The sequence below is a fragment of the Haladaptatus rarus genome, from assembly GCF_054177585.1.
The window spans coordinates 1-15525 of record NZ_JBPEHG010000032.1; the positions used below are offsets into that span (position 1 = coordinate 1).

A 15525-nucleotide genomic window follows, 5' to 3' on the forward strand; every position below is an offset into this window, starting at 1 on the left:
CCGCCCGCCGTCGCCGCCGCGCTCGCTCACGACCGTGAGCATCACCGGCAGGAACCCCGCCGCGAAGATGGCGAACAGGGTGCGGAGGCCAAGCGGTCCCGCGACGCCGTCGACGAACGTCAACGGGAGGACAGTGAGGGCCGCGAGCCCCGCCGAGACGATGAGGACCGCCCGCCGGCGGCCGGTCACGTCGGCGATGGCGCCCCACACCGGCGAGAACACCATCAATCCGAAGAAGAACGTGGCCGTCACGAGGCCGACGTCGAGGGGTGACCCGATGCGACCGATGTAGATGGCCATGACGGTCCCCATCAGGATGGTGGCGCCCTTGTTGGCCGCGGCCGCGACCGCGATGGCCACGTCCTGTCCGCTCAGATGGCGTATCGAACCTACGACCACGGGATTACCACCGGGGTTTGTTCGGCAACCAGTCGGACCGGCCGATGCCCTCCATCGCGTCCGCGTACTCCGCCGCCATCGACTCGACCGAGGAGTACGCGAGCGGATCCGACTCCTCGTACTTCCGGCGGGCGCGCTCGAGGTTGTCCTCGTCGAGTTCGACGCCGAGCCCGGGTCCTTCGGGCGCGAGACTGCCGTTCTCGAACTCGAAGGGGTCCGCGATGACGTCGTCGGCCATCCACGGGTAGTGGGAGTCGCAGGCATACCGAAGCGTCGGCATCGCCGCTGCGACGTGGGCCATCGCCGCCATGCTGACGCCGAGGTGGGAGTTCGAGTGCATGCCGACGCCGAGGTCGAAGGTGCGGGCGACCTTGTCGAGGTCGACGTTCCCGGCGAGCCCGCCCCAGTAGTGGTGGTCCGAGAGGATGACGTCGACTGCCTCCTGTCGGACCGCGGGCGCTATTTCGTCGAAGTCGACCACATACATGTTCGTCGCGATGGGGTAGTCGACGTACTCCTTCAGGCGCTTGTGGGCGTTCAACGTCGGGACGGGGTCTTCGAGGAACTGGACGTTGAGGTCCGCGTCCCACAGTCGTCGGGCGACGTCGACGGCCGTCTCGACGCTCCACGTACCGTTGGGGTCGATACGGAGCGGCGTGTCGTGGCCGAACTCCTCGGCCAGCAGCTCAAGCGTGCGAATCTCCTCGTCCGGTTCGAGGACGCCGCCTTTCACTTTCAGCGTGTCGAAGCCGCCCAGGTCGACGAACTCGCGCGCCTCGCGGACCATGTCCTCGGCCGACATCACCTCGTACCCGGCGACGGCCGCTGAGTCGGGATCGGCGTCCTCCTGCTTGTAGAAGAGGTACCCCGAGAACTCCACCTCATCGCGGACGCACCCGCCGAGGAGATTGTAGACGGGCTCGTCCAGGGCCCGGCCGACGAGATCGTGGAGAGCCGTGTCGATAGCGCCGTAGACCATCGGATCCTGGAGTCGGAGTTCGAGGGGCTTGCGCTCGAAGGGGTTCATTCCTTCGACGAGGCTACGGGCGTCTTCAAGGGCATCACCCTGGTCCCCGTACGTTTCGCCGATGCCGACTTCGCCGTCCGCGGTGGTGAGACGGACGAGTGTTCGCGCCGAAATGTCGCTGTGTCCGCCCCACGAGTTCCGGAGACGGGGCTCCCGGTGGGCGACCGGGATGATCTCCATATCTGTAACGCGCATGTGCAGTACGTTGACGCATCCCTTTATTAATTCTCGCCTCGCGTCCGAACGTCATGGGTGGCCTTGGTAGGAGGCAAGTCTTTTAGTGGTTTCCAGATGATGCGTTTATTGATAGCAATGGATTACGAATCCTTGAAGGAGGACCTCCGAGATGTCGCCTTCACGAACCCAACGCCGTTTAGCGAGGACGGCGAGACGGTCCTTCACGACGAGCTCGCTGTGAACATCGAGTACGTCAGGGACGCCGGTGCCCGTCTAATCGTCCCCTGCGGTAACACCGGAGAGTACTACTCCCTCTCGAACGATGAGCGAGTCGCCGTGGTCAAGACGACGATCGAAGCCTTCGATAGAGCGGGGTCGGTCGTTGGAGGCGTCGGCGGGAGCACCAAGAACGCGAAGATGCTCGCCGACCGCTACGCCGACGCAGGGGCCGACGCCATCATGGTGATGCACCCCAGCCACACGTATGTCCACGAGGACGGCATCCTTGACTACTATCGAGCGCTCGCCGACCACACGGACCTCGGTGTCGTCCTCTACAAGCGGGGAGCCGAACTCACCCACGACCACATCCGCGACCTCTCCGAACGCGAGAACGTGGTCGCGGTCAAGTACGCGGTCAACGACATCGCGGCGTTCTCCAGGGGAATTGGGACGACGCCTGGTGATATCGTCTGGGTCAACGGTATCGCCGAACGGTTCACCCCCTCCTTCCACATAGAGGGTGCCGAAGGGTTCACCACGGGCATCGGAAACTTCGTTCCGCAAACGGTCCTCGCCCTCCAGGAGGCGCTCGAGGAGGGCGACCTGGCTCGCGCGAAGGAAATTCGCGACCTGGTCCGACCCTACGAGGATCTCCGTCAGGAGACGGGGTCGAACAACCGCTTCGGCTCCGCGAACAACGTCCCGGCCGTAAAATACGGTCTCGAACTCGCGGGGCAGTACGGCGGTCCCGTCCGCGAACCGCTGGTTGCGCTCTCGGAGTCGGATCGGAATCGCGCGAAAAGGTATTACGGGGACATCGCCGAGACAGAATCTCGAGTCGGTTGATCCCTCGTCGATGGATTACTTTTATGCGACCCACCCACCAAGAACTCGTCGATGGATATCGGTAACAAGGACCCCACTGTTGAGGGCGTCGACACGGACGAGTGGACGCTCCAAGACGAGGAGGCCCGGTCGTACGTCCGCCGGACGACGGACAGAATTGCATCGCTCGTCCGCTCTACCGTGGGTCCGTACGGTTCGGAAAAACTCATCGAGACCTACGACTACCAGGACGAACCAGAGGTCGTCCTCACAGCGGACGCTGACCAGATTCTCGCTGCAATCGAACGTGGTGACAGCTTCAATGATCCGGTCGCCGCACTGATCGTCGACGCCATCGATTCGATGCAGCGGGGACTCGGCGACGGAACCGCGACGACGCTCGTTCTCACGGACGCGCTCGTTGAGCGCGGTCTCGACCTTGTCGAGGACGGCGTCCATCCGAGCACAGTCGTCGTCGGCTACGCGATGGCTGCGAATCGCGCCGGCGAGGTGCTCGACGACCTGGCTCGGGAATGTTCGCTCGACGACCACGACCTGCTCCGCCGGGTGGCGAGTACGGCGATGACTGTCGACCTTGACGACGGGACGCGGTCCCGGTACGCTGAACGGGTGGCCGACGCCGTCGTCGGACTCGCCGAGGCGACGGACGGTCGGTGGCTCGACACTGACGACGTAGACGTCATCGCCGACACCGGCGTCGAAGAGTGTCTCTACCGCGGTGTCGTCGTCCAACGTCGTCCCTCGCCCGTCCAGGAGGATGAAGACTCGAACGCCGAGTTCGATTGGACGCCGGCAGTCGAGGGAACGTTGGAGGACGCGACCGTCGCGATAATGGACAGCGACGTGTCCTTCGGCGAGACGGCGACGCCGCTCGAAGAGTCGCGGCTCTCCTCGCCGACCGCCCTCGAACAGCGACGGACGGCGCGTGCCGATCGTCGGGCGGCGTTCGCCGACCACCTCGCCACGCTCGGCGTTGAGGTGTTCGTCTCGCTCGAAGAAGTCGAAGATGACGTCCGAGATGCCCTCGAGCGCGAGAGAATCGCGGTCGTCGACCGAGTTACGTATCCGAAGTCCGACGTCGCCCGCGTGGCGCGGGCAACCGATGCCTCGGTCGTTTCGCACGTCGACGATTTCACGCCCGATGTGCTCGGAACCGCCGGTCGGGTGCGCGAGACGGTCCGATCGGACGGAAAGTGGACCTTCTTCGATGAGTGCGACGGCGGCGTGTTCTCCCTCGTCGTCTCGGCCGACACGGCGTCCGCAGCGACCGAACGCGAGCGCGTCGTTTCCAAGGCGCTCGAGGTCACCACGATAGCGGCGATAGACGGGCAAGTGATTCCAGGCGCGGGCGCCCCTGCCGCCGCCGTCGCGAACGATTTGCGCCGGTACTCCCGAACGGTGGCCGGTCGGGAACAGCTCGCCGTGGCGGCGTTCGCCGATGCTCTCGAGGATTTCCTTCGATTGCTCGGTGCGAACGCCGGGCTCAACCCGCTCGACACCCTGACGACGCTCCGGAACGCGCATGCCGACGAATCGGTCGTCGCGTTCGGCCTCGACCTGACCGCCGGGAAGGCTGTCGACGCGTGGGAGGCTGGCGTGGTCGAACCGCGCCGGGTGTTCTCGCAGGCGATCGAGACCGCCCGGTCGAGCACCGAGCAACTACTGACCGTCGACACGATCCTGTATCCCAACGTGGAGCTCGAGTCCTTCTCGCCCGAGCTCGAACACGACTAGCGCGTCCCAGAACTCGAACCGGGGCCGCCGACGTCTGTCATCCTGCTCTCATCGCTACCGAGGTCGGAGGCGGCTAGTTGCTCGCTGATTCGCACCAGCCGGACGGCGAGGTCCGTCGCGGCGTTCAGTACTGCCCGGGTTTGGTCCGTAGGATCGACGAGCGGGTCGGCGGCGAGTACGTCCCGCGTTTCACCGAGGATGGAGTCGACGCCATGAGCGTCCCGTCCTTCGGTATGTGCGACGACGAGTCGGATGACCGTCTCCCATCCGTCCATGCCGCCGTTCCGGGCGAGCGCTCGCGGGACGGTGGTGAGGGCGTCGGCGAACGCCGCCACGGCGAGCTGTTCCCGTCCCGAGACCGATCGACCGTGCTCTTTGACGGCCTGGGAGGCCCCGATCATAGCGGCACCGCCGCCGGGGACGACGGTCGCACTCTCGCGTGCGCTCGCCGCTGCGTCGAGTGCGTGTTCGACAGATTCCTCGAACTCGTCGGCCGCGCGAGGGTCGGGTGCTCGACAGAAGAGGGTGTAGACCGGGTTCGTTCGCCCTTCGACGTGAATCATGTCGGTTCCCGCGTGACGGCGCACATCGACGTCGCCTTTCCCGAGCGTCTCGGCGGAGACGTCCGTGAGCGACGGGACGACCGTCGCGCCGGTCGCGCGAGCGATTCGACTGAGGTCGTCCGCTTCGACTTGTGGGACGGCGAGAATGCCCCGGTTTGCGAGGAGGTTTACGACCCGGTCGTTGACCGCCATTGAGGTAAAAACGACCCGACAACCGGACCGAATGGCCGCGTCGAGCGTCTCGCAGAACCGTGCTCGTTCGTGCTCGCCGAGGGCGTCCCGCGTCTCGAAGGAGTCCACGCGGATTCGTGTCTCGCTCGCGGATCCGGTCCCGCCGACGTTGGGGACGTCGACAGTAGTCGTGAGGACGGCGACGCCGACCTGATCAAACGACCGCGGCATCGTCTCACCGGCCGGGTCGAGGTCTAGAACGACGCCGGGGACGAGTTGCGTCTCGGCCTGGGCGCCTCCGATTCGGGAGGCAACCTTGACCGACCGTGTCACCGACTCCTGGTCAGACTCGGCGAGGTCGTCGACAACGTCCGCGACGTACTCGGCGACCATCGCTCGTGTATTCGGGTCACGCGTGCCCGTTAGCGCAGTTCGTGCGACGGCAGCCGTGCCGAACTCTCCGAGCGGTCTGGCGTGTCGTTCCAGGTACTCTCCGGCGACGTCCATCGCCTCGCGGTACCCACGCTCGACGACCGTAGGATGAATTCCCTGCTCCGTCAATCGGTCCGCCTCCCGAAGGAGACCTCCGAGGATGGTGACGACGGTGGCTGCTCCGTCCCCGTGTTTCTTCGAGAAGTCGGCGACGGTCGATTTGAGGAGTGAGACTGTGGGATTCGATACGTTCAACCGTGCGACCGTTTCGGACCCCGACGAGGTCGTCGTGACCGTTCCGTCGGCCTCGACTATCAGTTTGTTCGCTCCAAAGGGGCCGAGCGCCGAGTGGACGATGTTGCAGACCGCCCGAATGTCGGGCCCAACCGATGTCTTACTTTCGTCGGTCATGACTGATACTGTGTAGCACTGCTCTTATGTTTATTGCGGGAGTTCGCCCTTGGATTCTCGTCGGCAATTTTATTCATCATTTAAAATAATATAGTTAACCGTCATTTAGGTAAAATTGAGGCAAAGCTTAAAGTCTTACCTTTTTCATCATTATATGGTATGGCAAGCTCTGACAAACCAGAGGTTGGAAGTGTCAACGAATCGACCACGCGACGAACCTTTGTGAAAGGTGCCGGAGCGACGGCGGCGGGCGCTCTTGGGGCACTCGCTGGTTGCAGCGGCAGCGAGTCCGGAAACGAGGGGTCGGCCGGAAACAACAGCGGCGGCGGAGGACAAGCGTCGAATACCATCAGCTTCATCTCAGGGATGGCCGCGGAGAACTCGGACATCCGAAACCATTATCAGAAGTCCATGAAGGACTTCCAGAAGAAGAACGGGAGCGTCAACGTGAACCTTCAGGCGGTCTCCTATGGGGATATCAAGACAAAACTATCCTCGACAGTCAACGCCGGTAATCCCCCAGCCATCGCAGAGGGTGGCGCACTCGGCCTGAAGTTCTACAACCAGGGTAAGGTACCGAATCACAAACAGTTCTTCGACAAGACGGACGGCCTGCCAGAGAACCTCACGAGCGCGAACACCGAATCCGCGAAGTTCCGCGGGAAATACTGGTCAGGCGGCGCCCAGCGTCATACGAGCAGCAACCTTGGTATCAACGTCCAAGCGTTCAAGAAGGCGGGGGTCACCAACCCGAAGAAGGACCTCGCGACGTGGAGTCAATTCTACGACTACATCGAGAAAATCGACAAACAGCAGGACATTATCGCCTGGGAGGAGACGGGCGTCTACAATGACCTCGAATCCTACTGGGGCGAAGCGCGCACTGCGTACACTGGCGGAACCGACCCGTGGCTTCGGGGTGATCCGAAGAACCCGACCGTCGTCGTCGGCAGCGACCACAAGGACGCACCGAAGACCGACGGCATGATCAAAAACTGTATCAAACTCGCAAAGAAGTTCTCGAGTCCGAAGTCCGCTTCGCGTGGCGACGAGGAGATTCCCTCGCTCATGCTCACGAACCAGGTCGCCTCGTTCATGTACGCGACGCCGACGGCCAACCGTTGGCGACAGGTCAAATCCGACGTCAAGTTCGGATGGCAGGGCGGCAACGGTGACATCATGTTGCTTCCCAATCCGAAACTCGACCCGAACTATGGTTCCAAGGTCGGAATTCCGGAACTCGATGGCGTCTCCGGTGAACACGGTGGGCACGTTTGGTCGCTCGAACAGCAGACGTCCATTTACGACGTCGCCAAAAAGAAACAGCAGGCGGCCTGGGACCTCAACGTATACATGCTCACCGACCAGGACTTCGCCCTCCCGGCGTGGGGGCAATACTACGAGGCCATTCCCGGTACCAAGCCGATGGGGCAGAAACTTCTCGACCAATACAGCGACAAACTTCCGTCCTGGACGACAAACGCCATTAACAACGTGGACCAGTACGGGTCACAGTACGGCACGACCGGGGCGGCCTGGGACGTGAAGGGGACCAGCGACATCCGCTGGAACAATATCAACAAGACCATCTCGTCTGGCATCGCCGGTCAGGTTTCGCCCGACAAGGTGCCTGGGCAAATCAACAAGAAAATCAAGACGACGCTGAAGGAACAGAACAAGTAAACGGACGAATCGGAGTCGCTTCGACTGTCACGATCGAACTATCCCAATCTTTTTTAGGGGACGAATCCAGTGTAAAGGTAGCATGGCCCAAGCAGCAGAGAGTGCCGAAGAAATCCGACTGAAGTATGGGATGACGGAGGAATCGATCTGGGACCGCCTGAAGCGGAACTGGACGGGATACCTCTTCATTATCCCGACGTTTGTGATGTTCACGTTGTTGTTCTATTTCCCAATCGTTCAGGGAGTTTGGCTGACGTTCACTAACGCACAACTCGGGGGGACGGGCTCCTTGAACTTCATCGGGCTCGATAACTACGTCTGGTTGGTCACGAACGACCTGTTCGTGTTTGCACTCGGCTGGTCAATTGTCTTCGTGTTCTCGACGACGCTTCTCCAACTCGTACTCGGCATGCTCGCGGCGGTCCTGCTGAGCGAGGTCAAGGGAGGATCGCGAGAGTGGCTGAGCGCGATCATCATGTCCCCGTACTTCTCCGCTCCGCTCGCGGGCGGTGTCGTGTGGATGTGGTTCCTCAGTCCCGACTTCGGCTTCGCCACGATGTTCCTGAAGGACATCGGGATACAGAACCCGCCAGCGTTCCTCTCCAAAGGGCTCTGGCCGTACGTCTCGATGATCGTAGCGCAAGCGTGGCACGACTTCGGCTACGCGGGAATCATCTACTCGGCGGCCGTCATCAACATCCCGAGTGAGCAGTACGAGGCCGCGGCACTCGCGGGCGCGGGCCGTCTTCGCCGGTTCCGCGACGTCACGCTCCCCCATCTCGTCACCCCGACCATCATCATCCTCGCGCTGCGCACTGCGTGGAACATCGCCGAGTTCGCCCAGCCGTTCGAGCTGACCGGCGGTGGACCCGGAACCCGTACTATGCTCTTGAGCATCCTTACGTACGAGGTGGCCTACGTGAACCTCAACTTCGCTCGCGCGTACACCGTCGGAATGGTGATGATCGTGCTGGCGATGAGTGCCGCCATCTTCTACGTGACCGTTCTGAACGAAGAGGAGGACCTGTACTTGTAACCATGCTGAATGCAAACAAACGCTCACGATTCCTGTTATACGCCGGCCTACTCATCATGGCCGTTTGGGCGCTCCTACCCTACTACTGGGTCATTCGGACGTCCATCCTGAACAACTTCGCCGCCATCGATCCGTCGACCGGGTATCTCCCCATCTCGGAGTTCACGCTCGACCCATACACTCAGATCTGGAACTCATTCGCAATGACGACCTACTTCAAAAACAGCATTATCGTCGCGCTCTCGGCGACGATTATCTCCCTGTTCTTCTCCATTCCGGGCGCATACGCCTTCGCTCGGTTGGATTTCCCGGGACGTAAGTTCCTCTTTTACACCGCGGTGTTCACGATCATGTTCCCGTGGATCGTGATCACGATTCCGGTGTACAATATTTTCTACACTTTAGGACTCATCAATTCGCTGTCGGGCATCATCATCGCGCTATCCATCTTTGTCTTGCCCCAGACTATCTGGCTCCTCCAGGGGTTCTTTCGGCAGGGTATTCCCCCGAACATCGAGGAGGCGGCGCTCATCGATGGCCATTCGGAGATCGGTGCGTTCATCCGTATCGTCCTCCCGCTGTCGCTGCCCGCCGTCGGTGCGGCCGCCCTGTTCTCGTTCCTCACCGCGTGGAACAACTTCTTGTGGGTGTTCGTGCTGACCAGCGACAAGAACGTCCGGACGGCCACCGTCGCCATCCACTACATTCTCGGCAGCGACGCGTTCCGACAGTGGAACCTGCTGATGGCCGCGGCGGTGATGCTCGTGCTACCGCCGGTCGTCTTCTACGCGCTCTCACAGCAGTTCGTCGGGGAGGGACTGGCAGGATGACGCCGACGAAGGCGGGCGACTCGCAGGCGGCCGGAACGTTAAGGATTAACAACCACCGTGCAAACAATATGATAACGGAGACCAAGTACCATGGCTAACGTCGAATTCGACAACGTCACCAAAGTGTTCGACAGCTCGTCGAACACCATCGTCGCCGTGGAGGAACTGGACCTAGAGATAAAAGACGGCGAGTTCATCGTCTTCGTCGGTCCGTCGGGGTGTGGGAAGTCGACCACCCTCCGGATGGCAGCGGGCCTAGAGACGATTACCGATGGCGAACTCCGCATCGGCGACCGAGTCGTCAACAACGTCTCGCCGAAGGACCGCGACATCGCGATGGTGTTCCAGTCGTACGCGCTCTACCCCCACAAGACCGTCCGGGGCAACATGGGCTACGGGCTGGAGCTGAGCACTGACCTCACCGAGGGGGAGATCAACAGTCGCGTCGAGGAGGCGGCCGAGATGATGGGCATCGAAGAGCTCCTCGACAAGAAGCCGGCCTCCCTTTCGGGCGGCCAGCAGCAACGGGTCGCGACGGGGCGCGCCATCGTCCGCGAACCCGAGGTGTTCCTCTTCGACGAACCACTGTCGAATCTCGACGCGAAGCTGCGCAAGCACATGCGCACGGAACTCTCGCGCATTCACTCCGAACTCGACATCACGACCATCTACGTCACGCACGACCAGGAGGAGGCGATGACGATGTCCGACCGCATCGTCATCCTCAATGACGGTCGGCTCCAACAGGTCGGCGAACCCAAGGAGGTGTACTACCAACCGGCGAACCTGTTCGTCGCCGACTTCATCGGCAGCCCGTCGATGAACTTCATCGACGTCGAACTGGAGGGCAACCGCCTCACCAACGGCGGGAGCTTCGACTTCGAGGTCTCCGACGAGTTCGTCAACACGCTCCGAAGCGTCTCCGACGCCTCGGAGTTCACGTTCGGCGTCCGCCCCGAGAACGTCCGCGTGGCCGAGAACGTCGACGACGCCCGCGGTATCTCGGTCACGGTGGACGTCGTCGAGGTCATCGGGTCGGACAACTTCCTCTATCTCGACCTCGACGGGCGGGAATTCCGCGTCCGTAGTCCTTCCTACATCGAACCGGAACAGGGCGACGAGATAACCATCACCTGTGACGACGAGGCGATTCACCTTTTCGACGCGAAGACCAACGAGGCTCTCGTTCACGGGCTCGTCACCCATGAGTCGGGCGAGACGCCGAACCCCGCGAAGGGCGAACAGGAACGCGCGGTCAGCGACTGAATACCTTCCGGCACCGCTAGTTATTTGTTCCCGTCACACACGAGTACTGGCATGACGCACGACGTAGCGGTCATTCCGGGCGACGGTATCGGTCCCGAAGTCGTCGACGCGGTCCGGCCCCTCCTCGAAGACGTCGCCGACGAGTTCGGGTTCGACCTGCGGTTCACGGAGTTCGACTGGGGAACCGAGTACTACCTCGAGCACGGCGAAATGATGCCAGGCGACGGCACCGACGAACTCGCGGTTCATGACGCCATCCTGCTCGGCGCCGTCGGCCACCCCGACGTGCCCGACCACGTCACTCTCCGCGGGCTGATGTTGCCCATCCGAAAAACGTTCGACCAGTACATCTGCAAGCGCCCCTCGGTGCTCTTCGAGGGGGTCACGAGCCCGCTCCGTGGCTACGGCGCCGGTGACATCGACTTCGTCGTCTACCGCGAGAACACCGAGGGCGAGTACGCGGACATCGGCGGGCGTGAGCACAGCGGATTCGACAACGAGGTAGCCGTCCAGTCAGCTGTGTTCACCCGGACGGGCGTCGAGCGTATCGTCCGGGCGGCCTTCGAGGCGACGACCGAGCGCAACGGGAAGCTCACGAACGTCACCAAGTCGAACGCCCAAGCATACGGGATGGTCCTCTGGGACGACGTCGTCGACGAGGTGAGCGAGGAGTACCCCGACGTGGAGACCGAACGTCTGCTGGTCGACGCGGCGTCGATGGACCTCATCCGCCGGCCCGACGAGTTCGACGTGCTTGTCGCGTCGAACCTGTTCGGCGACATCCTCACCGACATCGGCGCCATCGTTTCAGGCAGCATGGGTCTCGCGCCGTCGGCGAACGTCAACCCCGATCCGGTCTACCCCTCGATGTTTGAGCCGGTCCACGGCTCCGCCCCCGACATCACCGGGCAGGGCGTCGCAAATCCACTCGCGACGGTCCTCTCGGGGTCGATGCTTCTTGAGGACCTCGGAGAGGAAGCCGCCGCCACCGCCCTCTGGGACGCCGTGGCGGCGCAGTTGGCGGACGAGACGGCGCCGCGTACCCCCGATCTTGGCGGCGACGCCGAGACGGTGGACGTGGTCGCCGACCTGCGCGACCGCCTCTGAACGCTGTCCGCGTTCTGATTACTCGTAGACGTGGACGCTGCCGGTCGCGTTGGCCTCAATGAAGTCCCAGTCGTACTCGACGCCGAGACCGGGGTCGTCGGGGACCTTGACCATCCCGTCGTCGTCGATGGCGTCGAGCATGTCGGAATAGCCGTCCTTGTACACCGGCGGCTGGGTGTTCTGACAGTGCGGGTGGACGAGCGCGAGTTCATAGTAGTTGGTGTTGCGCGTCGCCGCGATACAGTGGCGCTGGGCCGGTCCGGGCGCGTGGAATTCGACGTCGATGCCGAAGCCCTCGGCGACGTGCGCGACCTTCATCGCGCCGGTGATGCCGGCGTCGTACTCGGGGTCCGCCCGCACGAAGTCCGTCGACTCGCTCGCGGCGAAGTCGGATTTGAGTTCGAGGCCGCGGACGTGCTCGGTCTGGAGGATGGGCGTGTCGAGTCGCTGCGAAAGCTTCCGGTGGGCGTGCATCGAGATTCCACCGTCACGGAACGGGTCCTCGTACCAGAAGAACCCCTGTTCGTCGAGTGCCTTCCCGAGTTGGAGTGCGTCGGCGAACGTCTCGAGTTCGCAAGCCGGGTCGTGCATCAGGTCCATCTCGTCGCCCACGCGTTCGCCGACGGCATGGACGGCGTTTATTTCCCGCTGGAGTTCACGCTGCTCGTCGCCGCCGCCCCAGCCGTGGATTTTGAAACCGTTGTATCCCATATCACGACATTCCTCGGCGAAGTCGGCGTACGCTCCCGGCGAATCGAGACCGCCGTTATCATCACCGTGGTACGTCGAGGCGTACGCGGGGACGCGTTCGCGGTAGGTGCCTAGCAGTTCGTGAATGGGGGCGTCGTAGTACTTGCCGGCGAAGTCCCACAACGCGATGTCGATGGGCCCGATGCCCATCCGGTCGTACTTCCGGAGCGCACGCTTGACCTCGCTCCAGTGCTTCTCGCGCTTAAGTGGGTTCTCTCCGACGAGGTAGTCCGCGATGATGTTGTACTGGGCAGCCGCGGGCGAGTTCCCGCCGACGTACTCGCCGGTGATCCCCTCGTCGGTGTGGATCTTCAGGCCGAACAGTTTCCGCTCAGTCGTCTCGCCGGCGTCGTAGACGAGATTGAAGCCATGGCGGTCCGTTCCCACGTCCTCCAGTTCGTAGCTAAACTCGATGCTCTCTATCCGGGTGATTTCCGGCGGCATGCGGGTGTACCGTCGTACGGTTAGTAAATAAAGGCGGGGGCGCGTCAGCGGTCCGACGGGTCAGCGGTTCGGGTGGATGGTCGCGCGGTAGGCCTCCCCGGAGGCCTGGGCCTCGTAGGCCGACTCGGCGTCGTCAAGGCCGACGCGGTGGTTGAACAGTTTGCGGTAGGGGAGGTCATCGGCCGTCTGTTCGAGCAGTGAGATGGCCGTCTCGAACTGGTTGGGCGGGTAGGCCAGGCTCCCGCGGATGGACAGCTCCTTGTGGATGAGCTGGGACGGGTCGACCTCGGCCTCGCCGTTGTAGGCGTAGTGGCCCACTTCGACGACGGTCCCGGCCTTCCGCGAGATGTCTATCGCCTGCTCGAATGCACTGGGGTGACCCACTGCCTCGATGACGACGTCCGGTCCGTCGCCGCTCGGCGTCAGGTCCTTGACGGCGTCCACGAAGTCGTCACCGTGGTCGCTGATGTCGACAGTGTGGGTCGCGCCGAACTGCTCTGCCAGGTCGAGGCGTTCGTCGACCATGTCGATGGAGATGACCTGGCCGGCGCCGGCGTGCTTCGCGGCCGCGGCGGCGAGTATCCCGATGGGGCCTGCACCCTGGACGGCGACGGACTGCCCGATGCCGAATCCCTCGCGAATCCAGGGGACGCCCGGCTGGTAGGAGAGGTCGAACGCATGGGTGGCCACGGAGAGCGGTTCGACGAGCGCGCCGAGTTCGACGTCGAGGTCGTCGGGCAGGCGGAAGAAGTGGGCGTCCTCCTCGATGACGAAGTACTCGCTCATCCCGCCGTGGACGTGGGGTTCGTCCTCGACGCCGCGGAAGCCGTACACCTTCCGCTCGGTGCACGCGAGCGGGTGGGCCGGGACGTGGTCCGTATACCAGTCGTCGACGACGTTGATGCCGGGGACGACTGTAACGCCGTTGCCCGGTTCGACGCGATTGCCGGCGGAGTCAGTCGTGACGCCCTCGCCGACCGCCTCGACGACGCCCGCAAGTTCGTGGCCGGGAACGACGGGGAACTCGAGATCGAGTCCGCCCTCCCGCATGTGAATGTCCGAGCCGCAGATTCCGGTCAGTTCGACGCGCACGAGCAGTTCTCCGGGGGCGATGTCCGGAACGTCGACCGTCTGTACGTCGATGTCTCCGGACTCGTCCATGACGAGCGTTTGGGACTGCATCACACTGAACATCTGGGACTGCGTACAAATAGATTGGGTCGCGCTGGCGGCCTCGTGGCGGCCGCTGGCGGGCAGGTTGGCCTCGCCACGAGGTCGACCAGCGCATCATCTGGGGGAGACGCTACCCGACCGATTCTCACTCGGCCGTGAACTCGTTCTCGAGTGCGCCGACGCCCTCGATCTCGACGGACGTGGTATCGCCGTCGGCGAGCGGGCCCACGCCGGCCGGCGTCCCGGTGAGAATCACGTCGCCCGCTTCGAGGGTCATGTAGGTCGTTATCTCCTCGACGAGTTCGGGGACCGAGAAGATGAACTCGGCGCGCGAGGAATCCTGGACGACCTCGCCGTTGTGCCGGAGGCGGATGGACGCGTCTTCGGGGACGTCCTCCGGGGGCACGACGACCGGGCCGAGCGGGCAGGCGTTGTCGAAGGCCTTGCCGCGGACCCAGTTCTGCTCGACCATCTGGTCGTCGCGGTTCGAGACGTCGTTCGCGCACGTGAAGCCCTCGACGACGTCGTAGGCGTCCTCAGCGGCGACGTTCCGGCACTGTTCGCCGATGATGACTGCGAGTTCGGCCTCGTACTCGATTTCGTCCTTGCCGGGCAGCAGCGGGACCGCGTCGCCGTAGGCGGCGAGCGTGTTCGGTGGTTTCAGGAACAGCAGCGGGCGGTCCGGAACCTCCATGCCGGACTCCGCGGCGTGGTCCTCGTAGTTGAGTCCAACGCAGACGATCTTCGAGGGGTTGGTCGGCGGAAGCACGGTGACCTCATCGGGGTCGTAGGTGCGGTCGGCAAACGTGATGGCGTCGTCAGTCCACTCGCCACGCCGGACGCTCCCGGCGGGGTCTCTAAAGCGTACTCTGCGCATGTCGTCTGAAGGTTCATCGGTGCGTCCAAAAGGATTTGGATTGCGGAGGTATCTGAACGCTCGGGGCGGTTCGCGCCGGTCTCGGAAGGTCCCGGCGCAGGGTGGTTACATCGAGGGGCCGACGCGTGTGATGGCGAACTCCGTGATGCCGTGGCGCTCGGTGCAGGTCCGCTCGCCGTTCGCCACGGCGAGCACGCGCTCGGTCAGGTCGGCTGCGGTGGCGGTCGTCGCGTCGACGTCGATGTCGTCCGGCAGCGCCGCGAGCGTCCCCTCATCAGCGGATAGCTTCACGACTGGCACGACCGGGTGGCCCGTCGGAACGCCCTCGCCGGTGACGTGGAGGACGACCTGCGCGCCGGCCGCAGCGAGGCCGGTCG

Annotated in this window: 13 protein-coding genes and 1 pseudogene; 7 read left to right on the top strand and 7 right to left on the bottom strand. The window is 63.3% G+C overall.

The genetic code is table 11. The features are described 5' to 3' along the window. Together ACR3FE_RS27265 and ACR3FE_RS27270 are read right to left on the bottom strand one after the other, a co-directional pair. A partial coding sequence (locus tag ACR3FE_RS27265) for an MFS transporter (RefSeq protein ID WP_458210997.1) occupies nt 1-399 on the bottom strand: 399 nt, incomplete at its 3' end. Between the two features lie 4 nt (nt 400-403). Then, nucleotides 404-1621, bottom strand: coding sequence for an enolase C-terminal domain-like protein (locus ACR3FE_RS27270; RefSeq protein ID WP_458210998.1), 1218 nt, complete (start codon nt 1619-1621; stop codon nt 404-406). A gap of 117 nt (nt 1622-1738) precedes the next feature. On the opposite strand from ACR3FE_RS27270, the gene ACR3FE_RS27275 reads away from it, so the two are divergent. Continuing rightward, nucleotides 1739-2671 carry a dihydrodipicolinate synthase family protein gene (locus ACR3FE_RS27275; RefSeq protein WP_458210999.1) on the top strand — a complete coding sequence of 311 codons (933 nt, stop codon included), beginning with the start codon at nt 1739-1741 and terminating at the stop codon, nt 2669-2671. 51 nt (nt 2672-2722) lie between these two features. Beyond that, nucleotides 2723-4405, top strand: coding sequence for a TCP-1/cpn60 chaperonin family protein (locus ACR3FE_RS27280; RefSeq protein WP_458211000.1), 1683 nt, complete (start codon nt 2723-2725; stop codon nt 4403-4405). On the opposite strand, the gene ACR3FE_RS27285 is transcribed toward ACR3FE_RS27280, so the two are convergent. Continuing rightward, entirely contained in the window at nt 4402-5982 is a 1581-nt protein-coding gene (locus ACR3FE_RS27285; RefSeq protein WP_458211001.1) for a TCP-1/cpn60 chaperonin family protein, read from the bottom strand. The genes ACR3FE_RS27280 and ACR3FE_RS27285 overlap by 4 nt on opposite strands. Before the next feature lie 159 nt (nt 5983-6141). On the opposite strand from ACR3FE_RS27285, the gene ACR3FE_RS27290 reads away from it, so the two are divergent. From ACR3FE_RS27290 to ACR3FE_RS27310, 5 genes are all read left to right on the top strand, one after another. Further along, nucleotides 6142-7665: an ABC transporter substrate-binding protein gene (locus ACR3FE_RS27290; protein WP_458211002.1), complete on the top strand. Its 1524-nt coding sequence runs from the start codon at nt 6142-6144 to the stop codon at nt 7663-7665. A gap of 82 nt (nt 7666-7747) precedes the next feature. Then, nucleotides 7748-8701 carry a carbohydrate ABC transporter permease gene (locus ACR3FE_RS27295; RefSeq protein ID WP_458211003.1) on the top strand — a complete coding sequence of 318 codons (954 nt, stop codon included), beginning with the start codon at nt 7748-7750 and terminating at the stop codon, nt 8699-8701. A 2-nt stretch (nt 8702-8703) separates the two neighbouring features. Continuing rightward, on the top strand, nt 8704-9531 hold the full coding sequence (locus ACR3FE_RS27300; RefSeq protein WP_458211004.1) for a carbohydrate ABC transporter permease: 828 nt from the start codon (nt 8704-8706) through the stop codon (nt 9529-9531). Between the two features lie 90 nt (nt 9532-9621). Then, a complete protein-coding gene (locus tag ACR3FE_RS27305) occupies nt 9622-10797 on the top strand; it encodes an ABC transporter ATP-binding protein (RefSeq protein ID WP_458211005.1) in 1176 nt (391 codons plus the stop codon). 51 nt (nt 10798-10848) lie between these two features. Continuing rightward, the gene (locus ACR3FE_RS27310) at nt 10849-11904 is read left to right on the top strand and encodes an isocitrate/isopropylmalate dehydrogenase family protein (protein ID WP_458211006.1); all 1056 of its coding nucleotides are present in this window, start codon (nt 10849-10851) and stop codon (nt 11902-11904) included. Between the two features lie 18 nt (nt 11905-11922). Here the strand turns inward: ACR3FE_RS27310 and ACR3FE_RS27315 are convergent, their stop codons facing one another. The 4 genes and pseudogenes from ACR3FE_RS27315 to ACR3FE_RS27330 form a co-directional block, all read right to left on the bottom strand. Then, nucleotides 11923-13098: a mandelate racemase family protein gene (locus ACR3FE_RS27315; protein ID WP_458211007.1), complete on the bottom strand. Its 1176-nt coding sequence runs from the start codon at nt 13096-13098 to the stop codon at nt 11923-11925. 60 nt (nt 13099-13158) lie between these two features. After that, nucleotides 13159-14280 (bottom strand): zinc-dependent alcohol dehydrogenase, encoded by a 1122-nt coding sequence (locus ACR3FE_RS27320; RefSeq protein ID WP_458211008.1) that lies wholly within the window; start codon nt 14278-14280, stop codon nt 13159-13161. A 136-nt stretch (nt 14281-14416) separates the two neighbouring features. Then, nucleotides 14417-15148, bottom strand: coding sequence for a fumarylacetoacetate hydrolase family protein (locus tag ACR3FE_RS27325; protein WP_458211009.1), 732 nt, complete (start codon nt 15146-15148; stop codon nt 14417-14419). Nucleotides 15149-15253: 105 nt separating this feature from the next. Then, nucleotides 15254-15525, bottom strand: a pseudogene (locus tag ACR3FE_RS27330) (UxaA family hydrolase); the annotation flags it as partial.